26 protein-coding genes and 1 other RNA gene are annotated in these 22,351 nt (G+C 68.1%); 8 read left to right on the top strand and 19 right to left on the bottom strand.

Translation table 11 applies throughout. From position 1 onward, the window contains the following. Positions 1-150: 150 nt before the first annotated feature. The 5 genes from mltG to fabD form a co-directional block, all read right to left on the bottom strand. Entirely contained in the window at positions 151-1,122 is a 972-nt protein-coding gene (gene mltG, locus HRJ34_RS02285; protein ID WP_208633224.1) for an endolytic transglycosylase MltG, read from the bottom strand. A 23-nt stretch (positions 1,123-1,145) separates the two neighbouring features. After that, entirely contained in the window at positions 1,146-2,411 is a 1,266-nt protein-coding gene (fabF, locus tag HRJ34_RS02280; protein ID WP_011950941.1) for a beta-ketoacyl-ACP synthase II, read from the bottom strand. Between the two features lie 134 nt (positions 2,412-2,545). Next, the gene (locus HRJ34_RS02275; RefSeq protein ID WP_011950940.1) at positions 2,546-2,782 is read right to left on the bottom strand and encodes an acyl carrier protein; all 237 of its coding nucleotides are present in this window, start codon (positions 2,780-2,782) and stop codon (positions 2,546-2,548) included. A gap of 107 nt (positions 2,783-2,889) precedes the next feature. Continuing rightward, a complete protein-coding gene (fabG, locus tag HRJ34_RS02270; RefSeq protein ID WP_011950939.1) occupies positions 2,890-3,630 on the bottom strand; it encodes a 3-oxoacyl-[acyl-carrier-protein] reductase in 741 nt (246 codons plus the stop codon). Between the two features lie 105 nt (positions 3,631-3,735). Continuing rightward, positions 3,736-4,671 (bottom strand): ACP S-malonyltransferase, encoded by a 936-nt coding sequence (gene fabD, locus HRJ34_RS02265; RefSeq protein WP_208633223.1) that lies wholly within the window; start codon positions 4,669-4,671, stop codon positions 3,736-3,738. Positions 4,672-4,893: 222 nt separating this feature from the next. Here fabD and rpsF point away from each other — a divergent pair, with 222 nt between their 5' ends. The 3 genes from rpsF to rplI are packed head-to-tail and all read left to right on the top strand — an operon-like array spanning position 4,894 to position 6,209. After that, the gene (gene rpsF / locus HRJ34_RS02260) at positions 4,894-5,340 is read left to right on the top strand and encodes a 30S ribosomal protein S6 (RefSeq protein ID WP_208633222.1); all 447 of its coding nucleotides are present in this window, start codon (positions 4,894-4,896) and stop codon (positions 5,338-5,340) included. Positions 5,341-5,357: 17 nt separating this feature from the next. Further along, positions 5,358-5,582, top strand: coding sequence for a 30S ribosomal protein S18 (rpsR, locus tag HRJ34_RS02255; protein ID WP_011950937.1), 225 nt, complete (start codon positions 5,358-5,360; stop codon positions 5,580-5,582). An 18-nt stretch (positions 5,583-5,600) separates the two neighbouring features. Next, on the top strand, positions 5,601-6,209 hold the full coding sequence (rplI, locus tag HRJ34_RS02250; RefSeq protein ID WP_011950936.1) for a 50S ribosomal protein L9: 609 nt from the start codon (positions 5,601-5,603) through the stop codon (positions 6,207-6,209). 188 nt (positions 6,210-6,397) lie between these two features. On the opposite strand, the gene thiD is transcribed toward rplI, so the two are convergent. From thiD to HRJ34_RS02225, 5 genes are all read right to left on the bottom strand, one after another. After that, positions 6,398-7,201 (bottom strand): bifunctional hydroxymethylpyrimidine kinase/phosphomethylpyrimidine kinase, encoded by an 804-nt coding sequence (gene thiD / locus HRJ34_RS02245; protein ID WP_208633221.1) that lies wholly within the window; start codon positions 7,199-7,201, stop codon positions 6,398-6,400. Between the two features lie 124 nt (positions 7,202-7,325). Continuing rightward, positions 7,326-8,663, bottom strand: a complete 1,338-nt coding sequence (glmM, locus tag HRJ34_RS02240; RefSeq protein WP_011950934.1) for a phosphoglucosamine mutase — start codon at positions 8,661-8,663, stop codon at positions 7,326-7,328. Between the two features lie 206 nt (positions 8,664-8,869). Then, positions 8,870-10,156 (bottom strand): amidohydrolase family protein, encoded by a 1,287-nt coding sequence (locus HRJ34_RS02235; RefSeq protein WP_208633220.1) that lies wholly within the window; start codon positions 10,154-10,156, stop codon positions 8,870-8,872. After that, positions 10,153-11,574 (bottom strand): amidohydrolase, encoded by a 1,422-nt coding sequence (locus tag HRJ34_RS02230; protein WP_208633219.1) that lies wholly within the window; start codon positions 11,572-11,574, stop codon positions 10,153-10,155. Before HRJ34_RS02230 ends, HRJ34_RS02235 begins: the two co-directional genes overlap by 4 nt. Then, positions 11,561-13,342: a peptide MFS transporter gene (locus HRJ34_RS02225; RefSeq protein WP_208633218.1), complete on the bottom strand. Its 1,782-nt coding sequence runs from the start codon at positions 13,340-13,342 to the stop codon at positions 11,561-11,563. Before HRJ34_RS02225 ends, HRJ34_RS02230 begins: the two co-directional genes overlap by 14 nt. 262 nt (positions 13,343-13,604) lie before the next feature. On the opposite strand from HRJ34_RS02225, the gene HRJ34_RS02220 reads away from it, so the two are divergent. From HRJ34_RS02220 to HRJ34_RS02210, 3 genes are all read left to right on the top strand, one after another. Beyond that, positions 13,605-14,186 (top strand): nitroreductase family protein, encoded by a 582-nt coding sequence (locus tag HRJ34_RS02220; protein WP_030091570.1) that lies wholly within the window; start codon positions 13,605-13,607, stop codon positions 14,184-14,186. 42 nt (positions 14,187-14,228) lie between these two features. After that, entirely contained in the window at positions 14,229-14,576 is a 348-nt protein-coding gene (locus tag HRJ34_RS02215; RefSeq protein WP_029991842.1) for a GntR family transcriptional regulator, read from the top strand. A 154-nt stretch (positions 14,577-14,730) separates the two neighbouring features. Continuing rightward, positions 14,731-15,672, top strand: a complete 942-nt coding sequence (locus tag HRJ34_RS02210; RefSeq protein WP_208633217.1) for an L-threonylcarbamoyladenylate synthase — start codon at positions 14,731-14,733, stop codon at positions 15,670-15,672. Positions 15,673-15,813: 141 nt separating this feature from the next. On the opposite strand, the gene msrA is transcribed toward HRJ34_RS02210, so the two are convergent. Continuing rightward, positions 15,814-16,347: a peptide-methionine (S)-S-oxide reductase MsrA gene (gene msrA / locus HRJ34_RS02205; RefSeq protein WP_208633216.1), complete on the bottom strand. Its 534-nt coding sequence runs from the start codon at positions 16,345-16,347 to the stop codon at positions 15,814-15,816. A gap of 397 nt (positions 16,348-16,744) precedes the next feature. On the opposite strand from msrA, the gene HRJ34_RS02200 reads away from it, so the two are divergent. Both HRJ34_RS02200 and HRJ34_RS02195 read left to right on the top strand, forming a co-directional pair. After that, the gene (locus HRJ34_RS02200; RefSeq protein WP_011950926.1) at positions 16,745-17,179 is read left to right on the top strand and encodes a response regulator; all 435 of its coding nucleotides are present in this window, start codon (positions 16,745-16,747) and stop codon (positions 17,177-17,179) included. A gap of 138 nt (positions 17,180-17,317) precedes the next feature. Then, the gene (locus tag HRJ34_RS02195; RefSeq protein WP_029991839.1) at positions 17,318-17,509 is read left to right on the top strand and encodes a hypothetical protein; all 192 of its coding nucleotides are present in this window, start codon (positions 17,318-17,320) and stop codon (positions 17,507-17,509) included. Positions 17,510-17,529: 20 nt separating this feature from the next. Here HRJ34_RS02195 and HRJ34_RS02190 read toward each other — a convergent pair whose 3' ends face one another. From HRJ34_RS02190 to HRJ34_RS02160, 8 genes are all read right to left on the bottom strand, one after another. Continuing rightward, on the bottom strand, positions 17,530-17,823 hold the full coding sequence (locus tag HRJ34_RS02190) for a hypothetical protein (RefSeq protein ID WP_016744925.1): 294 nt from the start codon (positions 17,821-17,823) through the stop codon (positions 17,530-17,532). Positions 17,824-18,171: 348 nt separating this feature from the next. Continuing rightward, positions 18,172-18,554, bottom strand: an RNA gene (gene rnpB, locus HRJ34_RS02185) — RNase P RNA component class A. An 11-nt stretch (positions 18,555-18,565) separates the two neighbouring features. Further along, positions 18,566-19,291 (bottom strand): N-acetylmuramoyl-L-alanine amidase, encoded by a 726-nt coding sequence (locus HRJ34_RS02180; RefSeq protein WP_081663358.1) that lies wholly within the window; start codon positions 19,289-19,291, stop codon positions 18,566-18,568. A 176-nt stretch (positions 19,292-19,467) separates the two neighbouring features. Next, positions 19,468-20,286 carry a CheR family methyltransferase gene (locus tag HRJ34_RS02175; protein ID WP_029548610.1) on the bottom strand — a complete coding sequence of 273 codons (819 nt, stop codon included), beginning with the start codon at positions 20,284-20,286 and terminating at the stop codon, positions 19,468-19,470. Positions 20,287-20,300: 14 nt separating this feature from the next. Next, complete coding sequence (locus HRJ34_RS02170; protein ID WP_226949010.1) at positions 20,301-21,146, bottom strand: CheB methylesterase domain-containing protein; 846 nt, start codon at positions 21,144-21,146, stop codon at positions 20,301-20,303. A gap of 10 nt (positions 21,147-21,156) precedes the next feature. Beyond that, positions 21,157-21,366 (bottom strand): response regulator, encoded by a 210-nt coding sequence (locus HRJ34_RS29125; RefSeq protein ID WP_226949009.1) that lies wholly within the window; start codon positions 21,364-21,366, stop codon positions 21,157-21,159. A gap of 80 nt (positions 21,367-21,446) precedes the next feature. Next, positions 21,447-21,815, bottom strand: a complete 369-nt coding sequence (locus HRJ34_RS02165; RefSeq protein ID WP_030091575.1) for a response regulator — start codon at positions 21,813-21,815, stop codon at positions 21,447-21,449. Between the two features lie 103 nt (positions 21,816-21,918). Next, positions 21,919-22,350, bottom strand: coding sequence for a chemotaxis protein CheW (locus tag HRJ34_RS02160; RefSeq protein ID WP_011950919.1), 432 nt, complete (start codon positions 22,348-22,350; stop codon positions 21,919-21,921). Position 22,351 lies beyond the last annotated feature (1 nt).

The following is a 22,351-nucleotide window of genomic DNA, read 5'->3' as shown; positions in this document are numbered from 1 at the left end:
TGCCTGCGGAGGCAGGCATCCATGTCTATATTCTTCTCAGATGCCATCTGGCTGATGAGAGACATGGACCCCAGCCTTTCGGCCAGAGGCCGAAGTTTATCCCGAGCGCCTGCCTTACAGGCAGTCGAGGGGCTGGGGTGACGTCAGTCGTTACATCTCGCCGCGCGAGCGGCGGATGGCGTAGAAGCGCTGGACGTTGGCGTTGTGCTCGGCGAGCGTGTTGGCGAAGACATGGCCGCCCTTGCCGTCGGCGACGAAGTAGAGCGCCGGGCTCTTCGCGGGATCGAGCACCGCCTCGATCGCCGCCTTGCTGGGATTGGCGATCGGTCCCTCGGGCAGGCCGGCCGAGGCATAGGTATTGTAGCCGTTGACGGCGCGCAGCTCCGACAGGCGGATGCGGCGGCCCAGCGGCTTGCCCTGGGTGATCGGGTAGATCACGGTCGGATCGGCCTGCAGCTTCATCCCCTCGCGGATGCGGTTCGAATAGACCGCCGCGACCATCGGCCGCTCGGAGGCGACCGCCGTCTCCTTCTCGACGATCGAGGCGAGGATCAGCGCGTCGCGCTTGGAGGTGACGACGGTGGTCGGCTTGCGCGCCGCCCAGGCCGAATCGAGCGCCTCGCGCATCGCCGCCTGCATCCGCGCCAGCACCGCCCCGCGCGGCTCGCCCGCCTCGAAGCTGTAGCTGTCGGGCAGGATCGATCCTTCCGCCGGCACCGCGATCGTGCCGGTGAGCTGCGGCTCGGCCATCAGCCGTTCCTGGACCAGGATCGACGGCATCCCCTCGGGGATGGTGACGAGGTGCTGGACCGGCTTGCCGTGCTGGAGCAGGTCGAGGATCTCCGCCCCGCTCGCCCGCGCCGGAATCTCGAACTCGCCGGCGCGGACCGGGTCCTGCGATCCGAAGCGGCGGGCGAAGCGCAGGAAGCCGGTGGTCGAGCGGATCGCCCCCGCCTTCTCCAGCGCGCGCGCCGCCGAGGCGAGCGTGTCGCCCTTCTTCACCTGGATGCTGGCCGGCTTCTGGAGCGGGCCTTCGCCCCACCAGTCGCGCGATACCCAGAGCGCCGCTCCGCCGCCGACCAGCGCGAGGATCAGGACAAGCGCGATCAGGCGGCGGATCATCGAAGGTCTCCTCCGGCGGCGGCTCAATCCTCGAGCTTGCGCATGACGAGGCTGGCGTTGGTGCCGCCAAAGCCGAAGCTGTTGTTGAGCACGGCGCGAACCGGGCGCTTCTTCGCCTTGAGCGGAACCAGGTCGAAGTCCTCCAGCCCGTCGCTCGGATCTTCGAGGTTCAGGGTCGGCGGCACGATCTGATCGCGCATCGCCAGGATGCAGAAGATCGATTCGACCGCGCCGGCGCCGCCGAGCAGATGCCCGATCGCCGACTTGGTCGAGCTCATCGACACGGTCTTGAGCGCGTCGCCGAACAGGCGGCGGACGGCGCCGGCCTCCAGCTCGTCGCCGAGCGGGGTCGAGGTGCCATGGGCGTTGATATAGTCGATGTCAGACGGCTGCAGGCCCGACTTCTTGAGCGCCATCGCCATCGAGCGATAGGCGCCCGATCCATCGGGATGCGGCGCGGTGACGTGATAGGCGTCGCCCGACAGGCCATAGCCGATCACCTCGGCATAGATCTTCGCGCCGCGCGCCTTGGCATGCTCATATTCCTCGAGCACGACGATGCCGGCGCCCTCGCCCATGACGAAGCCGTCACGACGCTTGTCATAGGGACGCGAGGCCTTTTCGGGCTCGTCGTTGAAATCGGTCGACAGCGCGCGCGCCTGGGCGAAACCGGCGATGCCGAGCGGACAGATCGCGCCCTCGGCGCCACCCGCCAGCATCACGTCGGCATCGTCCATCGCGATCATTCGCGCGGCGTCGCCAATCGCGTGCGCGCCGGTCGAACAGGCGGTGACGACTGCATGGTTCGGCCCGCGCAGGCCATATTTGATCGAGACCTGGCCAGAGATCAGGTTGATCAGGCGGCCATGGACGAAGTGCGGCGACACGCGGCGCGGCCCCTTCGTCTCGCAGACGATCGACTCGCTGGCGATGCCGGGAAGGCCGCCGATGCCCGAACCGATCGACAGGCCGGCGCGGTAGCTTTCCTCTTCGCTCATCTCGGTCAGGCCGGCATCCTCGAGCGCCTGGCCGGCGGCATCGATGCCGTAGATGATGAAGGGATCGACCTGCCGCTGCACCTTATGGTCGACGCGCTTGTTCGGATCGAAGCCATAAGGATGGTCGGCGGGCTTGACCTCGCACGCGATCTTGCAGACCTGCTCGGTCGTGTCGAAGCGGGTGATCCGCCCCGCGCCCGACTTGCCGGCGATGAGATTGGCCCAGGCGGTCTCGACATCCGCGCCGAGCGGCGTGACAAGACCCAATCCGGTTACGACCACGCGGCGCATGGCATTCTCCTGAAAATCTTCTTGAACGGCAAAACGGCTCCCCGTCCCATCGGATTGCCCGGGGTCGGGGAGCCGCTGAAAAGCCTCGGCTCTGTCACCTGCCCCGGTCGATCATCGGCCGGCGGGTGGAACGATCAGCCCTTGTGGCTCTCGATATAGCTGATGGCGTCCTTGACGGTCGCGATCTTCTCGGCCGCGTCGTCGGGAATCTCGACGCCGAATTCTTCTTCGAAAGCCATGACCAGCTCGACGATGTCGAGGCTGTCCGCGCCCAGATCGTCGATGAAGCTGGCTTCCTCGGTGACCTTCTCGGCCTCGACGCCCAGATGCTCGACAACGATCTTCTTAACGCGCTCGGCGGTCTCGCTCATGTTCTAAACCTTCCTTAGGGTTTCTGTCGCCTGCCCTAACGAGGGCAGGGATTGCTTGCAAGCATGCTTTGATGACGTGGGAAGCGACAAGCGCAACCGCAATATCATCAGATCATGGCCATCCCGCCGTTCACATGCAGCGTCTGGCCGGTGACATAGGATGCCTCCTGGCTGGCCAGATAGACGACGGCGGCGGCGATGTCGCCGCCCTCGCCCAGCTTGCCGGCGGGAATCTTGCCCAGCAGGGCCTCCTTCTGCGCGTCCGCCAGCACGTCGGTCATCGCCGATGCGATGAAGCCGGGGGCGACGCAGTTGACGGTGATGTTGCGGCTGGCCAGTTCCTGCGCCAGCGCCTTCGACATGCCGACCAGGCCGGCCTTCGACGCGGCATAGTTGGCCTGCCCCGGATTGCCGGTGGTGCCGACGATCGAGGTGATGGTGATGACGCGGCCGAAGCGCGCCTTCATCATCGGCTTGGCGGCGGCGCGGATCAGGCGGAAGGCGGCTTCCAGGTTGACCGAGATCACCTGGTCCCATTCCTCGTCCTTCATCCGCATGATCAGGTTGTCGCGGGTGACGCCGGCATTGTTGACGAGGATGTCGAGCTTGCCGCCCAGCGCCTCGACCGCGCGGGGGATCAGGCCGTCGACCGCTTCCGCGTCGCCGAGGTTGCACGGCAGGATCACGGTCTCGCCGCCGATCTCCGCCGCCACCGCCTTCAGCGCGTCCTCGCGGGTGCCCGACAGCGCGACCTTCGCGCCCTGCCGCACCAGCGCCCCGGCGATCGCCGAGCCGATGCCGCCCGAAGCGCCCGTCACCAGCGCGGTCATCCCTGAAAGATCGAACATGGCTTTCACCTTCCCTGTTTCGTCATTCCAGCGAAAGCTGGAATCTCCCTGCCTTTCGCCGGCAAGGAGAAATGAGATCCCAGCTTTCGCTGGGATGACGGCGGATTACAACGAAGCGGCCAGCACCTCGATATCGGCCATGGTCACGACGCTGGTCGCGGTCGCCCTGTCGGTGATGTCCTTGACCATCGGGCCGACGACCTTGCCGCCCAGCTCGACGAACTGCTCGACGCCGGCATCGGCCATCGCCGCGACGCTCTCGCGCCAGCGGACCGTGCCGGTCACCTGCTCGACCAGCAGGCGGATGATCTCGGCCGGATCGGAAACCGGCGCGGCCAGCACATTGGCGTAGACCGGCACCAGCGGCGCCTGCACCGCGGTCCTGCCCAGCGCCTCGGCCATCGCGTCGGCGGCGGGCTGCATCAGCGAGCAGTGGAACGGCGCCGATACGGGCAGCAGCATCGCGCGGCGCGCGCCCTTCGCCTTGGCGATCTCGATCGCGCGCTCGACCGCGTCCTTGTGGCCCGACACGACGACCTGGCGGTTGCTGTTGTCGTTGGCGGCCTGGCAGACCTCGCCCTGCGCCGCTTCCTCGGCGACCGCTTTGGCGCCTTCGAAGTCGAGGCCCAGGAACACCGCCATCGCGCCGACGCCGACCGGCACCGCCGCCTGCATCGATCGGCCGCGCAGCTTGAGCAGTCGGGCGGTGGTGGCGAGGTCGATCGCCTCGGCGGCGCACAGCGCGGTATATTCGCCCAGGCTGTGGCCGGCGACGAACGCCGCCTTGTCGGCCAGGCTGATGCCGCCTTCCTTCTGCAGCACGCGCAGGGTGGCGATGGCGTTGGCCATGATCGCGGGCTGGGCATTCTCGGTCAGGGTCAGCTCGTCGGCCGGGCCCTCGACCATCAGCTTGAACAGCTTCTGGCTGAGCGCGTCGTCGACTTCCTGGAACACCTCGCGCGCGACGGTGCTCGCGTCGGCCAGCGCCTGGCCCATGCCGACAGCCTGGCTGCCCTGCCCCGGAAAGATGAATGCGCGCATGATGAAACGTCCCCTCGGTCTGGCGAGCGCCCCTAGGAAAATGATGCGGCTTAGGCAAGCCCGATGGCCGCGGGGGTTGCTTTCGCGGGCCGATTCGGTCATAGGCCGCGCCAGCCGGGGCGGGAGCCTGTCTCTCCGCCCCTGCTTGCTTTTGGAAGACAGCCGGAGGGGCGTCGTGATGGGCACGGCGTCAGCGATCGGCAAGAGAAGGAAGACGCGAACATGGCTCTTTACGAGCATGTGTTTCTCGCACGCCAGGACCTGGCCCAGGCCCAGGTCGACGCGCTGGCGGAAGCCGCCACCAAGATCGTCGAGGAGAATCAGGGCAAGGTCACCAAGACCGAGACCTGGGGCCTGCGCAGCCTGGCCTATCGCATCGCGAAGAACCGCAAGGCGCATTACGTCATGCTCCACATCGACGCCCCCGCCGGCGTCGTGGCCGAGCTGGAGCGCCAGACCGCCATCAACGAAGACGTCATCCGCTACATGACGATCCGCGTCGACGAGCACGAGCAGGGCCCGTCCGCGATGATGCGCCGTGGCGAGCGTGACCGCGACGGCCGTCGTGACGGCCGTGGCGATCGGGGTGACCGCGGGGATCGTGGCGATCGTGGCGATCGGGGCGATCGGGGCGACCGCCCCCGTCGCGAAGACCGCGAAGTCGCGTAAGGAAGGGATAGAACATCATGGCACGCGCCTTTTTCCGCCGCCGCAAGAGCTGCCCCTTCTCCGCGAAGGATGCTCCCAGGATCGATTACAAGGACGTCCGTCTGCTCCAGGGCTTCGTGTCCGAGCGCGGCAAGATCGTCCCGAGCCGCATCACCGCGGTGTCCGCCAAGAAGCAGCGTGAACTCGCCCAGGCGATCAAGCGCGCCCGTCACATCGGGCTGCTTCCCTACATCGTCAAGTAAGAAGGGAGGACCGCCACCATGGACGTGATCCTGCTCGAACGCGTTGAGAAGCTTGGCCAGATCGGCGACGTCGTCTCCGTCAAGGCCGGCTTTGCCCGCAACTATCTGCTGCCGCGCAAGAAGGCGCTGCGCGCCAACGAGGCCAACAAGAAGGTCTTCGAGGCGAACCGCGCCCAGATCGAGGCCGACAACGCCAACCGTCGCGGCAATGCCGAGACCGAGGCGAAGGCGCTCGACGACAAGTCGGTGACGCTGATCCGCCAGGCGTCGAACACCGGCCAGCTCTACGGCTCGGTTTCGGCCCGCGACATCGTCGAGGCGCTCGCCGAGGACGGCATCAAGGTCGCCAAGTCGGGCGTCGTGCTCGGCCGCCCGATCAAGACGATCGGCCTGCACGAGGTGAAGATCTCGCTGCACGCCGAGGTCAGCCGCACCGTCAAGGTCAACGTCGCCCGCTCGCCCGAAGAGGCCGAGCTGCAGTCGCAGGGCGTCGACGTCATGGCGCAGCTCTTCGAGCGCGACGAGGCCGGCTTCACCGAGGACTATGATCCCAACGCCGAGCCGGGTGAAATCCCGACCGAGCTGCAGGACGAAGCTCCCGCCGCGGAAGCGACCGACGAAGCCTGATCGCTTCGCCATCGTACGAGAAAGAGGCCGTCCGGAGCGATCCGGACGGCCTTTTCCTTGTCCGCCATCGTCATCCTGGCGAAAGCCAGGATCTCACTTCTCTTCGTCTTTTCTTCGAAGATCGTGGAAAGGCAGGGAGATCCTGGCTTTCGCCAGGATGACGGGTGATTTGTCGCTACGCGGCGGGATCAATCGATCGACCGATGCCCCATCGGCCCATGGCCCCGGCCGAGTCCCGGCGGCGCCAGCAGCGCGGCGCGGACGAAGGCGCGGGCGCGGGTGATCGCGTCGGCCAGCGCGAGGCCCTGCCCCAGCCCGGTCGCGATCGCGCTCGCCAGGGTGCAGCCGGTGCCGTGATCGTGGATCGTGTCGATCCAGCCGGCGGTCCAGCGCCGCTCCGGGGCATCGCCGCCAGCCGTGAACAGCAGGTCGGTCAGCTCGCCGGTCGCGAAGCCGCCGCCCGTCGCCAGGATCGGGCCGCTGCCCTGCGCGATCAGCCCGGCCGCCGCCGCCACGACCGCCGGCTCGTCGCCGAGCGCGCGACCACCGCTCAGCGCGCCGAGCTCGTCGAGATTGGGCGTGGAGACCGCCGCGCGGCGCATCAGCCGGCCGAACGCCGCGATCGTCGCCGCGTCGGCGAGCCGGCTGCCGCTCGTCGCGATCATCACCGGGTCGAACACCAGCGGCACGCCCGCGAGATCGGGCCGGTCGAGCCGGTCGGCGACCCGTTCGGCGATCGCGGCATTGCCGATCATGCCGATCTTGACCGCGTCGACGCCGATGTCGTCCGCCACCGCGTCGATCTGCGCGATCACCATCTCGGCCGGAACCGGATGGACGGCGGAGACGCCGAGCGTGTTCTGCGCGGTCAGCGCAGTGATCGCGGTCATCGCGTGGCCGCCGAGCAGCGTCACCGTCTTGATATCGGCCTGGATGCCGGCGCCGCCGCCCGAATCGGAGCCGGCGATGATGAGGATGCGGGCGGTGGTCACGGCTTTTCGTCATTCCCGCGAAAGCGGGAATCCACGGTCACGGAACATCCGATCTCCTGCGGGCCGCCGTCCATGGATTCCCGCTTTCGCGGGAATGACGGGAGGGGAGGAAGGATGAACAATCTCAGGCCGCCTTGCGGACGGCGTCGCAAATCTGGTCGACCATCGCCTCGACCAGCCGCTTGTCCTCGCCTTCGGCCATGACGCGGATCAGCGGCTCGGTGCCCGACTTGCGGATGACGAGGCGGCCGGTGCCGGTCAGCTTCTCCTCCGCGTCGGCGATCGCGGCGATCACCTTCTCGTCCTTGAGCGGCTCGCCGCCCGCGAAGCGGACGTTCTTGAGGAGCTGCGGCAGCGGATCGAACTGGTGGAGCAGCTCGCTCGCCGGCTTGCCGCTCTCGACGAGCTGGGCCAGCACCTGGAGCGCCGCGACCAGGCCGTCGCCGGTCGTCGCATGGTCGGTCATGACGATATGGCCCGATTGCTCGCCGCCGATGTTGAAGCCTTCGGCGCGCATCGCCTCGACCACATAGCGGTCGCCGACCTTGGTGCGGTGGAGCGACAGCCCCTGCTCCGCCAGGAAGCGCTCGAGGCCGAGGTTCGACATCACCGTCGCGACGATGCCGCCGCCGCGCAGCTCGCCGCGGCGATGGGCGCCGACCGCGACGAGCGCCATGAGCTGGTCGCCGTCGACCACCCGCCCCTCATTGTCGACGATGATCAGCCGGTCGGCGTCGCCGTCGAGCGCGATGCCGATGTCGGCGCGGGTCTCGCGGACCTTGTCCTGCAGCGCGCGCGTGTCGGTCGATCCGCACTGGTCGTTGATGTTGACGCCATTGGGGTTGACCCCCATCGAGATCAGTTCCGCGCCCAGCTCCCACAAGGCGAGCGGCGCGACCTCATAGGCGGCGCCATGCGCGCAATCGATCACGACGCGCAGCCCGTCGAGGCGGAGATGCTCGGGAAAGCTCGACTTGACCGCATGGACATAGCGCCCGCGCGCGGACTCGACCCGGTGGGCGCGGCCGATATCGGCCGAGGCGGCGAGCTTGACCGGCTTTTCGAGGCGCGCCTCGATCGCGGTCTCGTCGTCGTCGGACAGCTTGTAGCCGTCGGGGCCGAACAGCTTGATGCCGTTGTCGGCGAACATATTGTGGCTGGCGGAGATCATCACGCCGAGATCGGCGCGCATCGACCGGGTCAGCATCGCCACCGCCGGGGTCGGCATCGGCCCGAGCAGGACGCAATCCATGCCGACGCTGGTGAAGCCCGCGACCAGCGCCGATTCCATCATATAGCCCGACAGGCGGGTATCCTTGCCGATCACCACCCGGTGGCGATGCTCGCCGCGCACGAAATGCGCGCCCGCCGCCTGGCCGACCTTCATCGCGATCTCGGCGGTCATGGGGCTTTCGTTGGTCCGGCCCCGGATGCCGTCGGTCCCGAAATATCTACGCCCCATACACGCCGTCCCCCATCGGAATTCGACCGCTCAATGCGCCGATTTGCAATGCGCCTCAAGCGTTAAGCCTTGCCGACGCCGTACATCAGCCGTCGGTCATCCCGGCGAAAGCCGGGATCTCGCTGCCTTGATGCCGCCCTCACCCGTATCGGGGAAAGAAAAGGGAGATCCCGGCTTTCGCCGGGATGACGTCCCCTCTCCCCTAATCAGCGCTCATAGGCCTTGGGCAGGCCCTTCTCGACCGGGTCGAGATAGCGGTCGCGCAGGCGGGTCTGGCGGCTGGTCGTCGGCTGGGCGACGCCGTCGATGAAGATCGCCGTCGGCGCCGAGGACAGCTCGAGTGGATCGCCGTCCCAGACCACGACGTCGGCGCGGCGGCCGGGGCGGAGCGACCCGATCTCCCCGTCCATCCCGATCGCCGCCGCCGGCTTCGAGGTGATCGTCGCGAAGGCCGCGCCCCAGTCGAGCCCCTGCGCGCCGGGGATCTTCGTCAGCGCGACGAGGTTCCCGGCATATTGGGCGAGATAGGATTCATAGGGCCCTTCGGAGATGTCGGCGTTGGAGATGGCGACGGTGACGCCCGCCTTCGCCAGCCGGCCGACATTGGACTGGGTCGCCGCGATCGACTCGAACTTCTCGGGCAGGTCGAGCAGCGCCGCCGCGATCACGGGGACGCCGGCCGCGGCGATCTCGCCCGCCACCATCCAGCCCTCGGTCGCGCCGACCAGCACCAGCCGGATCGCCGGATATTGCTTCTTGAGCGCGAGCACCGAGCGGATGTCGGCCGCCCGCTCGACATGGACGAGCAAAGGCTGGGTGCCGCGCACCACCGGGCCGAGCGCCTCGGCATCCTGGCGGGTGATCAGCGCGTCCTTGCTGGCGAAGTCGGCCGAGGCGGGGTTGGCCGCCGCGCCGAGCGCGACCCTGAGCAGCGCATAGGCCGCCGGGCGGCTGCCGCCCGCCGGGCCCATGCCGTCCTCGCCCAGCTCGACATATTGGAAGGCGCGCGGGCGCGTCACCGGGTCCATGTCGGCGCCGAGGTCGATCACCGCCCCCTGCCCGCCGAACATGGTGTTGCCGGCCGACGGGATCACGAAGGCGCGGGTGACGCCGGCCGCGCGCTCGACCCCGATCCGCTGGCCGGTCGGGTTGATCGCGGTCGACATGTCGAGCGCCGCCGAGAAGGGCGACTTGTCGGCGCTGAGATCGTTGGTCTCCGACATGCCATAGCCTTCCATCAGGCCGAGCGTGCTGACCCCGGCGATGATGCCGGGCGCGACCCACTTGCCGGTCGCGTCGACGACGCGCGCGCCGGCCGGCACCGCGACCCCGGCCCCGGCCGCGACGACCCGGCCGTTGGCGATGACGACGGTGCCGCCCTTGATCGGCTGCGATCCGTCGCCGATCGCGAGGGTTCCGCCGGTGATGGCGATCGTCTCGGCCGGGAGCGGGGCTGCGATCAGCGCTGCGGCGGCGAGCAGGAGGCGCTTCATTTCACATCTCCCTCGCCGGGCTGGCCCAGCTCGAAGTCGCTCACCGGGCGCAGCTTCGGATTATTGGCGTCGTAGAGCATCGCGCCGTCGATCCAGACCTTTTCGGGCCGGGTGTAGACGCTCAGCGGATTGCCGTTCCACAGCACGACGTCCCCCATCTTGCCGGGCTTGAGGCTGCCGGTCCGATCGGCGATGCCGAGCGCGCGGGCCGGGGCGATCGCGAGCCAGGTCCAGGCCTGCTCGTCGCTGATCGTGAAGCCTGCCCGCCGGCCGGCGGCGAGCGCCTTGGCGACCTCCTGGTTCAGGCGCTGGATGCCGTTCTGGTCGTCCGAATGGATCATCACGCAGGCGCCGGCATTGTGGAGGATCGCCAGATTCTCCCGGATGCCGTCATAGCTTTCCATCTTGAAGCCGTACCAGTCGGCCCAGACGGCGGCGCAGGTGCCGGTCGCCTTGAGCAGGTCGGCGATCTTGTAGGCCTCGACCGCGTGGTGGAAGGCGGTGACCTTGTAGCCGAACTCCTTCGCCATATCGAGGACGATGGCCATCTCGTCGGCGCGGTAGCAATGGTTGTGGACGAGGATCTCGCCGTTGAGCACGCCCATCAGCGTGTCCATCGAGGCGTCGCGGGCCGGCGCCTCGCCGCCCTTCTCCTCATATTTGTCCCACTTGCGCTTGTACTCGACCGCCTTCATCCAGGTCTGCCGGTCGACCGCGACATTGCCCATGCGGGTCGAAGGCTCGCGGTTCTTGCCGCCATAGACGCGCTTGGGATTCTCGCCGCAGGCCATCTTCAGGCCGTAAGGCGCGCCGGGGAACTTCATCCCCTGCACGGTGCGCGCATAGACGTTCTTGAGCGTGACCGACCGGCCGCCGAACAGGTTGGCCGAACCGGGAAGAATTTGGAGCGTCGTCACGCCGCCATTGACGAGCGCGCGGCTGAAGCCCGGGTCCTGCGGCCAGACGCTGTGCTCGGCCCAGACCTGCGCGGTGACCGGCGCGGTCGCCTCGTTGCCGTCGGACAGCGCCTTGACCGCCGGCGACGGATAGTCGCCGAGATGGCTGTGGACGTCGATGACGCCCGGCGTCACCCATTTGCCGGTGCCGTCGACCACGGTCGCCCCCGCCGGCACGGCGAGGTCGGGGCCGCCGACCGCCGTCACCTTGCCGTCGGCGAGCAGGACGGTGCCGTCCTCGATCCGGCCACCCTCCCCGTCATAGACGGTGGCGTGGACGATCGCGGTCGGCGCGCCCGGATAGGCATGGTAGGTCGACGGGAAGGGATCATGGTCGAACCCCTTGCCCTTGCCCGGCGCGGGCGCGTCGGAGGAGGCCGACTTGGGCGCGGCTCCGCCGGTGCAGGCGGTCAGCGCGAGCGCCACCGCCACCGAGAATCGCAGCTTGTTATTGAACACCATGCATCCACTTCTTGATGACAGGCGAAAGGACGAGGAGGACCGCGCCGATCGCGACCGAAGCGAGCCCGATCGTCTGGAACACGCCGGCATAGGTCTCCAGGCTGACCTTGAGGTTGGTGACCTGGCCGCCGACCGTCTCGACGCTGGCGACCTGGGCGACGATGCCCGCGACATATTGGGCGCAGCTGATCGACAGGAACCACAGCCCCATCATCAGCCCGACGACGCGCGCGATCGACAGCTTGGTGATCATCGACAGGCCGACCGGCGAGATGCACAGCTCGGCCATCGAGTGGATCAGGTAGAGCAGCGCCAGCCACCAGACCGACACCTTGAAGTCCGCCCCGGCATATTGCGTGCCCCACACCAGCGCGAGGAAACCGAGACCGACGCCCGCCAGCGCGATCGCGAACTTGACCGGGATCGACGGCTCCAGCCCGCGGCGGCCGAGCGCGTTCCACAGGAGCGAGGTCAGCGGCGCCAGCACGACGATGAAGAAGGCGTTGAAGAACTGGGTCTGCCCCGCCGACATGGTGAACAGGCCGAACACCGACAGGTCGGTGTTGCGATCGGCGAACAGGGTGAGCGAGGAGCCGGCCTGCTCGAACAGCGTCCAGAAGACGACGTTGAAGACGATCATCACGATCGCCGCAATCATCATCTGGAACTCGACCTTGTTGCCGGCCTTGAGCGCCCAGAGCGGGATCAGGATCACCGATGCCAGGAAGGTCGCGAACAGCACCTTGCCCATGATCGGCAGGCCGAGCAGATAGCCGACGATGCCGACGCCGGCCTCGGGCGCCGGGCTCGCCATCAGGTTGAGGAACAGGAACCAGCCGATCGGCACGACCGCGAGCGCGCCGATGTAGATCAGCAGGCTGCGGTCCTTCTCCTGCCCTTCCGGCGGCTCGCCATAGCCCGCCAGCTTCTCGCCCGCGAACTGGATCAGCGCCCAGCTTATCAGCATGCCGATCGCCGCGAGGCCGAAGCCCGCCCACCAGCCGAGCGCCACCGCCAGGAACGGACAGAGTATCTGCGAGAAGAGCGAGCCGAGGTTGATGCCCATGTAGAAGATGGTGAAGCCGGCGTCGCGGCGCCGGTCCCCCTTCTCGTACAGCGCGCCGACGATCGTCGAGATATTGGGCTTGAAGAAGCCGTTGCCGACGGTGAGCAGGCTCAGCGCGACGAGCATCAGGCCGGTGTGGAAGGGATCGCGGTCGGCATCGGCCTTGAAGCCGCCCTTGGCGACGGTGCGGGCGACCGAGCCGTCCGCGGCGACGAGCGCGACCGAGCCGTCCTCCTGCCCCTTGATCGCCAGCTTCTGCGCGCCGTCGACGAGATATTGCTGCTTGGCCTCGTCGATCACCACTTCGTAGCGGCTGCCGTCGATCACCGCATAGGGCTTGGCGGTCTGGCCGCCGAAGCAGAGCGTGAAATAGGCGATCGACATCAGGATCGCGCCGAACTTCACCGACTTCTTCGAACCGAGATAGCGATCGGCGAGCAGGCCGCCGACGAGCGGGGTCAGGTAGACCAGCGCGGTGAAGCCGCCATAGAGGCCGTTGGTGGTCTGGTCGCTGAACAGGAAATGCTGGGTGAGGTAGAGGGTGAGGAGCGCCCTCATCCCATAATAGCCGAAGCGTTCCATCGCCTCGGTCGAGAAGAGCCTCGCGAGCTGCCTGGGATGACCGAACCAGGTGTCGCCGTCCGATCGGCTCACATGCGGCGATGCGGGTTCGGTGGTCGCGTCAGCGTCGGGATTGACCATGAAGTTCTTTCTGTTCTGCGTGGTCGGCGCGGCGCTCCCCCAAGGGCGGCACGACCTTCATGGACGCCGACGATAGCAACGATTCGCGCGCTGTGAAGCGGTTATTGTTTCGCTTGAAACGACATTGCCGATCTACGCTCGTTCAACGAAACAGAATTACCCCATGGTTCGATTTTCTCCCCGAACCGGCGGAAACATGTCCGGACAGACATGTGTCTCCGAGACCGTTGTTCCGCGGAGGGCCAGCATCTAGATGATGACCATGTTCAACGATCTGTCCTCCACCGCCGCCCTCCTCGCCACCCGCCGCTCGGGCAAGGCCCGCGACATGATCGCGCCGGGGCCGGATTCGGCGGAGCTCCGCCGGATATTGGAAGCGGCGATGCGCGTGCCCGACCATGGCAAGCTCGCCCCCTGGCGCTTCGTGATCGTCGAGGCCGATCGCCGCGACGCCTTCGCCGACCTGCTCAAGGACGCCTATCGCGCCGAGAAGCCCGAGGCGGGCCGGATCGAGCTGGAGGCGATGGAGCAGTTCGCGCACCAGGCGCCGACGATGGTAGCGGTGCTGTCGACCCCGACGCAGAACAGCAAGATTCCGCTGTGGGAGCAGGAGCTGTCGGCCGGCGCGGCCTGCATGAACCTGCTGTTCGCGACCCATGCGGCCGGCTTCGTCGGCTGCTGGCTGACCGGCTGGCCCGCCTATAACGGCCAAGTGCTTGAATCGCTGGGCGGATCACCGCACGATCGGATCGCCGGCTTCCTGTTCCTCGGCTCACCGGGACGCGCGCTGGAGGAACGGCCTCGCCCGACCTATGAAGCTGTCGTTTCGACGTGGAAAGGCTGATTGCCATTGACGCGCCATGCTGTGTTAGCACAGTGTGACGCCATGAGCAGCCAGGACCGCCCCGTCTATCTCCGCCTTCGCGACATCATCGCCGAGTCGATCCTCGACGGCAGCTATGGCGACGGCGATGCTCTCCCCTCGGTCCGCGCCTTCGCCGCGCAGCACGGCGCCAATCCGCTGACGGCGGCCAAGGCCTATCAGGGCTTCCAGGACGAGGGCTATGTGACGGTCAAGCGCGGCGTCGGCATGTTCGTCGCCGAGGGCGCGACCGACCGCCTCCGCCGCGAGGCGCGCAACACCTTCCTGCGCGACGAATGGCCGCGCGTGGTGGCGAGCATGCGCCGCCTGCGGATCGAGCCGGGCGACCTGCTCGAGCGCGTCGAGAGCTGACGCCCCCCACTTTTCGTCATTCCGGCGAAAGCCGGAATCTCCCTTCTTCCTGGTCGCCCCGCCGGCCCAAAGGCAGTGGGATCCTGGCCTTCGCCACGATAACGGGAAAGAAGCAGGACTTGCTCCGTCCGCCCCGGCGCGATAGCCGCGCAGCGTGACCGAGACCCGCATCCTTCCCGCCGATCCGACCGGCATCGCCGAAGCGGCCGCGCTGATCGCGCGAGGGCTGCCGGTCGGCGTGCCGACCGAGACGGTCTATGGCCTGGCCGGCGACGCGACCTCGGGCGAGGCGGTCGCTGCGATCTACGCCGCCAAGGGCCGCCCGAGCTTCAACCCGCTGATCGTCCATGTCACCGACCTCGCCATGGCCGGCCGGGTCGCGATCCTCCCGCCGCTCGCGCGCCGGCTCGCCGAGCGTTTCTGGCCGGGGCCGCTGACGATGGTGCTGCCCGCCGCGCCGGGATCGCCGATCGCCAGCCTGACCACGGCCGGGCTGCCGAGCGTCGCGGTGCGAATGCCCGCCCATCCGGCGATCCGCGCGCTGATCCTGGCGAGCGGCCGCCCCCTCGCCGCGCCGTCCGCCAACGCCAGCGGATCGATCAGCGCGACCCGCGCCGAGCATGTCGCCCGGTCGCTGGCCGGCCGGATAACGCTGGTCCTCGACGACGGCCCCACCGCGGTCGGGATCGAATCGACGATCGTCGCGGTCGAGACCGACCGGCTGCGCCTGCTGCGCCCCGGCGCGATCACCGTCGAGATGCTGGCCGAGGCGTCCGGCGTCGCCGTCGAGGGCAGCCGTGGCGGAGCGATCGAGGCGCCCGGCCAGATGGCGAGCCACTACGCCCCGTCGAAACCACTCCGGCTCAACGCCGAGAGCGCGGAGGCCGGCGAGTATCTGATCGGCTTCGGCGCGGTCACGGGCGACGTCACGCTGTCGGCGTCGGGGCGGCTCGACGAAGCGGCGGCGCGGCTGTTCGACCTACTCCATGCGGCGGATCAGTCGGATGCGGCGGCAATCGCGGTGGCTCCGGTTCCGTCGGACGGCCTCGGCCTCGCGATCAACGACCGGCTGAAACGCGCGGCGGCTCCCAGATAATTTAATTCCTCCCCAGTGAAACTGGGGAGGGGGACCGCCGCAGGCGGTGGAGGGGGCGACGGCGCAGCCGGCGCTATCGCGCCGTCACCCCTCCACCATGCTGCGCATGGTCCCCCTCCCCGCACTACGCGCAGGGAGGAATCAGGCTTTCAACCGCGCGGCGTAGCTCTTGCGGAACTTGGCGAGCTTGGGGGCGACGACCATCACGCAATAGCCGCTGCTCGCACCCTCGCGCGCGAAATATTCCTGATGATAGTCCTCGGCGGGATACCAGGGCGCCTCGGGCTCGATCCGGGTGACGATCGGATCGGACCAGTCGGCGCGGGCGCGTTCGATCGCAGCCTTCGCCTCGGCCCCCTGCTCGGGCGAGTGCGGGAAAAGCGCCGAGCGATATTGCGGGCCGATGTCGTTGCCCTGCCGATCGAGCTGGGTCGGGTCGTGGACGTGGAAGAAGATGTCGAGCAGCTCGCCATAGCCGATCACGTCGGGATCGAAGGCGACGCGGATTGCCTCGGCATGGCCGGTGTCGCCGTTGCAGACCTGCTTGTAGGTGGGATTGGCGACATGGCCGCCGGTATAGCCGCTCTCGACCGACTCGACGCCGATCACGTCGTCGAACACCGCCTCGACGCACCAGAAGCAGCCACCCGCCAATGTCGCGATTTCCCGGGCCATGTGTCGTTCTCCTTTGCCACCGGCGAAGATAGGTCGTCACGGTCGCGATGCAATGCCGCGCCGGGCCACGCCGGCATATGGGATCGGGCGACGGCCGAACCGCCACCACCTATCCATCGAATATCACCAGTAAATTTGGAAAATCGGAATTCCTCATCTACGTAGAGTCCATATATGGACTCCTTCCATCAATCAGAGAAATTCGATTCTTCAGAATCGCTTCGAATTTTACTGGGCAGTATTCTGCAATATTCCTTAGAAGTAACAATAGTTTACAATTCAAATTTTAAGCAATCGCAGGTCGCATGTAGTGACATTGGGAAAGACCATCGGAAATCCTCCGCGTGTCGGGACCAATGTTCGGCACTGGCGACATTCGCAAAATTGACCGGTCATCATGAACAACCCATCGTCAACTCTGTCGGCATGGCCGTCGCCACAGCAGCCGAGGCCCGCGATCCTGATCGTCGAGGATCAGATCATCATCGCCACGGCGATGCGCGACTCGCTGGTCGAACTGGGGGCCGACGTGGTCGGCCCCTGCCTGACCCTGCGCAGCGCGCTCGACGCCGCTGCCTCGGCCAAGATCGACGCCGCGGTGCTCGACGTCTGGCTCTCCGGCGAGCTTTCCTATCCCGTCGCCGACCTGCTGGTGGAGCGGCGCATCCCCTTCCTGTTCACCAGCGGCGTGGACCTCGACCGGGAACCGCCGCAATTCCACCGATTTCCGCGGCTGCTCAAGCCCTTCTCCGATCAGGAGCTCCATTCCGCCCTCTCCGGGCTGTTGAACCCGCCGCGCACCGTCCCGCCGATCGCCCCTTTCGCCGCATAAACTGATCCAGGTTGAAGTCGCCCGGGCAGAAAAGGGCTACACTGCGCTCTTCCCAGCGACGAGCAGGACGGACCCGGCGCGCCAGCGTGTCGGCCGGCGTCCGCCGTGGCGCTGCCGCGCCAACGAGGAGTCCGATCGATGAGCCAGGAAGACATCGTCTATTTCGAGCAAAGGGCCGCGCAGGAGAAGCAGGCCGCGGCGAAAGCCGGCTGCACGGAGGCGAGGCAGGCCCATCTGATGCTGGCCAGCGTCCATGGCCAGGCGGCCGAGCGCGAGCGCCTGTTGATACAGGAGCGGCGCCCCTCCGCCGACCCGGCCGAGCAAAGCTGAAGCCGGGCGCGCGCCGCCGATCAGGCCGCCGCGTGCTTGCGGCGCGTCACCCATCCCTTGCGGGCCGCCGCCGATCGCTGCTCGGCCGAACCCGACTTGTGGGCACGCCCGCCGCGTGACGAGGAGACGTGGGTGTCGGCCTTGCCCCGGCCGGAGCCGGACTTGTTGCCGCCGCCCGATTCCTTGTTGACGGTCGCCCAGGCGCGGCGTTCGGCCTCCTCCCGGGGCACGCCGCGATCCTCATAGCCTTGCTCGATATGCTCGGCCTTGCGCTTCTGCTTGTCGGTGTAGCTGCTCTTGTCGCCACGGGGCATGCTCTCTCTCCTGTCCATAGGGACGATCAACGCGCCAGCCTCGAACCATTGCCCACATGCTGCGGCAAGCTGCTCGAAAAGCGCGACTATTCCCCGCGTAGACAACCCCTGGCGCGCATCCATTTCGCAGATGCGGAATTATGATGAGGGGCAGGCAAGGATGCGCATGGACCAGGACAGCGATTATTATCTGAAGCGGGCCGAGGTCGAGCTGACAGCAGCCCGCGCGGCCCGCCATCCGGCGGCGATGCGCGCCCATTATTTCCTCGCCGGCTTCTACCTGGACAAGGCGCACAGCCCCGTCGCGGCGCCCGCGCAGATCCCCCGCCGGCCCGCGCGGCGCAGGGAAGAACCAGAGGGCCTGTAAGCCGGGTTCTGTCCACCGGCCGAAGCCGGATGGGCGATCATTCCTCTAGGACCGGGCTTGCGCCCGGCCTCCAGCAATCAACCCGGACGACCGGGCGGAGTAGCCCATGCGCCGTCCCTATTCGATCTTGCTCCCGGTGGGGTTTACCATGCCGTTCCCGTTGCCGGGACCGCGGTGCGCTCTTGCCGCACCCTTTCGACCTTGCCCGGAACATACCAAGCGAGCTTGGCGGTCCGCCGGGCGGTCTGCTTTCTGTGGCACTGTCCCTGGGGTCGCCCCCGCCGGGCGTTACCCGGCACCGTCACTCCTTGGAGCCCGGACTTTCCTCCCCGCATCGCTGCGCGGCGACCGCCCGGCCCTCTGGTGGAGGTGCCGTTAGGAGCTTTTGGACGGAGACTCAAGCAATCCGTCGCCCTCGCGGTGGAGCAGCAGGCGGAGCAGGATCGCGCGGCATTCGCCGTCGGCGATCCCGTCGATCCGCTCGGGACGGAAGCGGCGCTGGAAGGCGGTGACCGCCGCCGGCCCGTCGCTCACATCATAGCCGAAGCGGTCGAGCGCGAGCAGGAAGCCCCCGGGCGTCCAATGCGGATCGGCGAGGCCGTGGCGCGGGCGGCGGAGCGCGAGGCCGAGCTTGCCGAGCAGTTCCCAGTCGAACAGCTCGCCCGGGTCCTGCTTGCGCCGGGGGGCCACGTCGGAATGGCCGACCACATTGGCGGGCTCGATCGGATGGCGGCTGGTGATGTCGGAGATCAGCGGGATCAGCGCGTCCATCTGCGGCTTGGGAAAGGGCCGGTAGCCCAGCTCATGGCCGGGATTGACGATCTCGATGCCGATGCTGGCCGAATTGACGTCGGTGACGCCGCGCCAGCTCGACTGGCCGGCGTGCCAGGCGCGGCGGTCCTCGGGGACGAGGCGCATCACCTGCCCGTCCTCGGCGACCAGATAATGGCTCGACACCTTCGCCTCGGGATCGGTCAGCCGGGCGATCGCGGAGGCCGCGTCGGCCATGCCGGTATAATGCAGCACCAGCATGGTGATCGGCAGGGTGCGCTCGTCATGATTGGGCGACGGGCAATCGATGATCTCGTCCATTGCGGACATGCTTTAAACCCGGATCATCCGGGGCGGAAGCGCAAAGCGGCCAGGGTCGTCGTCCGCGGACCTTTGTCATGCTGAACTTGATTCAGCATCCAGAAACGCAACGCTGCGTTTCCTGCTCAGGCGCTGCGTTTCTGGATCCCGGATCAAGTCCGGGATGACGATCCCGTCTCGCCTGCTCACGCGGCGTGCGGCACGGTGCGCGCGGCGGCGGGGCGATAGACCATCGGCAGCTCGGGATCGGCGACGAAGCGGGCCGAGCCCTGCACCGTCTCCCCTGCCCCCAGCAGCAGCCCGCCGTCCGGGGCGATCGCCAGCGCCAGCCCCTCCAGCATCTGGTGGCGCCGCTCGGGCGAGAAATAGAGCAGCGCGTTGCGGCACAATATCAGGTCGAAGCGGCCGCCGGCGGGCGGCGGGCCGAGCAGGTTGTGCCGCTGGAAGGAGACATGGGCGGCGAGCTGCGGCTTCACCCGCCAGCCCTGGTCGAGCACCGGATCGAACCAGGCGATGAGCTGCCGGATCGGCAGGCCGCGCTGGACCTCGAACTGGGTGTAGAGGCCGCCGCGCGCCTGCTCGACCGCCGAGCGGGAGATGTCGCTGCCGACGATGTCGATGCGCCAGCCGGCCCAGCGATCACCCTGCTCGGCGAACAGCATCGCCAGCGAATAGGCCTCCTGCCCGGTCGAGCAGGCCGCCGACCAGATGCGCAGGCGCCGCTCGCGCCGCCGCGCCGCCGCCAGCCGGGGCAGCAGCGCCTCGCCGAGCTGGGTGAACACCCCGGCATCGCGGAAGAAGCTCGTCTCGTTGTTGAGCAGCGCGTCGATCATGTCGAGCGACAGCTCGCGGTCGGCGCTGCGTTCGAGCGCGAGGGCGAGTTGGTCGAAGCTCTCGATCCCGCGCGCGCGGCAGAAGGGCATCAAGGTCGTGCCGATCCGCCAGAAGCGGTCCTGCGACAATGTCTGGCCGGTCGCCTGCTCGAACAGGCGAGCGATCGTCATCGCCGCGCGGGGGCTTACCTCCATGCCCCACCGGCATTGCGGTGGCAGACGTGGCGGGCCAGTTCCTCGGGCGGCATCACCAGCGAGGCGAGCCCCGCCTGCGCCACCGATCCCGGCATGCCCCACACCACCGAGCTGGCCGAATCCTGCGCCAAAATCTCGGCGCCCGCGGCGACCATCGCCTCGGCGCCGATCGTGCCGTCGCGGCCCATGCCGGTCAGCACCACGCCGACGCCCTCGGCCCCGAACAGCTCGGCCACCGCCGCGAACATCGGATCGACCGAGGGCATGCAGCGGCTCGGCGCGGGCGCAGGATCGATCGATACCAGCACGCGCGACCCCTTGCGCGCGAGGCGGATATGCCCCTCTCCCGGCGCGACCAGCATCTCGCCGGGCACCAGCGGCGTCCCATCGGCGGCGACGGCGGTGGGCCGGCCGGCGATGTCGCGGAGCTGCGCCGCGAAATAGGGCATGAACGGCGGCGGCAGATGCTGGGTGATCAGGATCGGCGCCCGGAAATCGGGAGTCAGCCGGCGCAGGAAGGCCGACAGCGCGTGGAGCCCGCCGGTCGAAGCGCCGATCGCGAGGCAGGCGATCCGGCCGCTCCGGGTCGGCCGCAGCGCGACGATCGGCACGGGCGCGGGACGCGGGGCGGCGTCGGCCGCCTTGCGGTCGGGCCGCTGGGCGTGATGGTTGGCATGGCCGATGCGCAGCAGCGCGTCGATGAACTTGTGCGAGAACTCTCCCGCGAAATTGCCGGCGGTCGGCTTGAGCAGCGTGTCGGCCGCCCCAGCGTCAGCGCCCGCACCGTCGCCGCCGCCCCGCCTCCGCCGCCGAGGGCAATCCAGAACGCGCGCCAAGTGGCTCGCCTCAATATCTCCGGGCAGCGCGGTCGAAGCCGCGATCGCCCCCGGCATCTCGACGTCGAGCACGACGATAGATGTCGATGTCGTGGCTGCTGAGGAACTGGATCGCCTGGTCGGCCGTCGGCGCGGCCCCCGCGATCTCGAATTCCGGCCGCCCCTCCAGCAGTCGCGCCAGCACGGTCCTGGCCACCAGCGAGTCGTCGACGAGCAGCACGCGGATCGGACGGGGCCGCCCCCTTCCGACGTCCTCGACGCCCACCCTGACGCTGCCTCCAAGTCCCCCCCGAGACATGGTCAGGCGACGCCCACCAGTTGCAACTTGCTTTCCAGCGTCTCGCGATCGAACGGCTTCATCATATATTCGTCGGCGCCCGCCTCGATCGCGGCGCGGATATGGGCCACGTCGTTCTCGGTGGTGCAGAACACCACCTTCGGCCGCTGGGCGAAATCGGACGAGCCGAGCGAGCGGAGGAACTCCATCCCGCTCATCACCGGCATGTTCCAGTCGAGCAGGATCACGTCGGGCAGCTTGCCCGCCTGGCAGCGGTCGAGCGCCTCGCGCCCGTCGCCGGCCTCCTCGACCCTGAAGTGGAGCGCCTCCAATATGTGACGGGCGACCTTCCTGATCACCTTCGAATCGTCGACAACCAGGCAGGTCTTCATCACGGTCTTCCGTCTTGGATGGGCGTTCCGGCTATCTCTAGACGGGACGGGTAAGCGCCCCGTTAACGGCCTTTCACGCGGCCCCTTTTCACGCAGCCCCTTTTCACGCAGCCATGTCGAGCGGCCCGGCGATCAGCGCGGCGACGTCGACCAGCAGCAGCGGCTCGCCCTCATGATCGAGCACCCCGGTCGCATAGCGCGCCCAGCCGGCCGACAGCGGCGCGCGGAACTGGCTGGGGGCGGCGTCGATCGCGACGACGTCGTCGACGTCGTCGACCAGCACCCCGTAGAGATGGCCGTCGACATGGACGATCACCGCCTGCTTCTCGCCCCGCGCCCCGCGTTCGCCGCCGAGCGCGGCGATCGTGTCGATCACGGTCAGCACCCGGCTGCGCAGCGCGAACAGGCCCAGCACGTGCGGCGGCGCGCACGGCACCGGGGCGATGTCCTCGATCTCGACGACCGACTCGACGAAGGCGGCGGGCAGCAGCGCCCGCTGGCCGGCGATTTCGACGATCAGGTAGAGGTCGTTCATG

Source organism: Rhizorhabdus wittichii (genome assembly GCF_017607425.1).
Lineage (GTDB): Bacteria > Pseudomonadota > Alphaproteobacteria > Sphingomonadales > Sphingomonadaceae > Rhizorhabdus > Rhizorhabdus wittichii.
Note: the sequence above shows the minus strand (reverse complement) of the source record. Positions and strands in the feature narration are given on the sequence as shown.

What these genes read in the sequence shown, in the direction of transcription:
- mltG (WP_208633224.1), bottom strand. Translation starts at nt 1,122, where the DNA reads ATGATCCGCCGCCTGATCGCGCTTGTCCTGATCCTCGCGCTGGTCGGC.
- fabF (WP_011950941.1), bottom strand. Translation starts at nt 2,411, where the DNA reads ATGCGCCGCGTGGTCGTAACCGGATTGGGTCTTGTCACGCCGCTCGGC.
- HRJ34_RS02275 (WP_011950940.1), bottom strand. Translation starts at nt 2,782, where the DNA reads ATGAGCGAGACCGCCGAGCGCGTTAAGAAGATCGTTGTCGAGCATCTG.
- fabG (WP_011950939.1), bottom strand. Translation starts at nt 3,630, where the DNA reads ATGTTCGATCTTTCAGGGATGACCGCGCTGGTGACGGGCGCTTCGGGC.
- fabD (WP_208633223.1), bottom strand. Translation starts at nt 4,671, where the DNA reads ATGCGCGCATTCATCTTTCCGGGGCAGGGCAGCCAGGCTGTCGGCATG.
- rpsF (WP_208633222.1), top strand. Translation starts at nt 4,894, where the DNA reads ATGGCTCTTTACGAGCATGTGTTTCTCGCACGCCAGGACCTGGCCCAG.
- rpsR (WP_011950937.1), top strand. Translation starts at nt 5,358, where the DNA reads ATGGCACGCGCCTTTTTCCGCCGCCGCAAGAGCTGCCCCTTCTCCGCG.
- rplI (WP_011950936.1), top strand. Translation starts at nt 5,601, where the DNA reads ATGGACGTGATCCTGCTCGAACGCGTTGAGAAGCTTGGCCAGATCGGC.
- glmM (WP_011950934.1), bottom strand. Translation starts at nt 8,663, where the DNA reads ATGGGGCGTAGATATTTCGGGACCGACGGCATCCGGGGCCGGACCAAC.
- HRJ34_RS02235 (WP_208633220.1), bottom strand. Translation starts at nt 10,156, where the DNA reads ATGAAGCGCCTCCTGCTCGCCGCCGCAGCGCTGATCGCAGCCCCGCTC.
- HRJ34_RS02230 (WP_208633219.1), bottom strand. Translation starts at nt 11,574, where the DNA reads ATGGTGTTCAATAACAAGCTGCGATTCTCGGTGGCGGTGGCGCTCGCG.
- HRJ34_RS02225 (WP_208633218.1), bottom strand. Translation starts at nt 13,342, where the DNA reads ATGGTCAATCCCGACGCTGACGCGACCACCGAACCCGCATCGCCGCAT.
- HRJ34_RS02220 (WP_030091570.1), top strand. Translation starts at nt 13,605, where the DNA reads ATGTTCAACGATCTGTCCTCCACCGCCGCCCTCCTCGCCACCCGCCGC.
- HRJ34_RS02215 (WP_029991842.1), top strand. Translation starts at nt 14,229, where the DNA reads ATGAGCAGCCAGGACCGCCCCGTCTATCTCCGCCTTCGCGACATCATC.
- msrA (WP_208633216.1), bottom strand. Translation starts at nt 16,347, where the DNA reads ATGGCCCGGGAAATCGCGACATTGGCGGGTGGCTGCTTCTGGTGCGTC.
- HRJ34_RS02200 (WP_011950926.1), top strand. Translation starts at nt 16,745, where the DNA reads ATGAACAACCCATCGTCAACTCTGTCGGCATGGCCGTCGCCACAGCAG.
- HRJ34_RS02195 (WP_029991839.1), top strand. Translation starts at nt 17,318, where the DNA reads ATGAGCCAGGAAGACATCGTCTATTTCGAGCAAAGGGCCGCGCAGGAG.
- HRJ34_RS02190 (WP_016744925.1), bottom strand. Translation starts at nt 17,823, where the DNA reads ATGCCCCGTGGCGACAAGAGCAGCTACACCGACAAGCAGAAGCGCAAG.
- HRJ34_RS02180 (WP_081663358.1), bottom strand. Translation starts at nt 19,291, where the DNA reads ATGTCCGCAATGGACGAGATCATCGATTGCCCGTCGCCCAATCATGAC.
- HRJ34_RS02175 (WP_029548610.1), bottom strand. Translation starts at nt 20,286, where the DNA reads ATGACGATCGCTCGCCTGTTCGAGCAGGCGACCGGCCAGACATTGTCG.
- HRJ34_RS02165 (WP_030091575.1), bottom strand. Translation starts at nt 21,815, where the DNA reads ATGAAGACCTGCCTGGTTGTCGACGATTCGAAGGTGATCAGGAAGGTC.
- HRJ34_RS02160 (WP_011950919.1), bottom strand. Translation starts at nt 22,350, where the DNA reads ATGAACGACCTCTACCTGATCGTCGAAATCGCCGGCCAGCGGGCGCTG.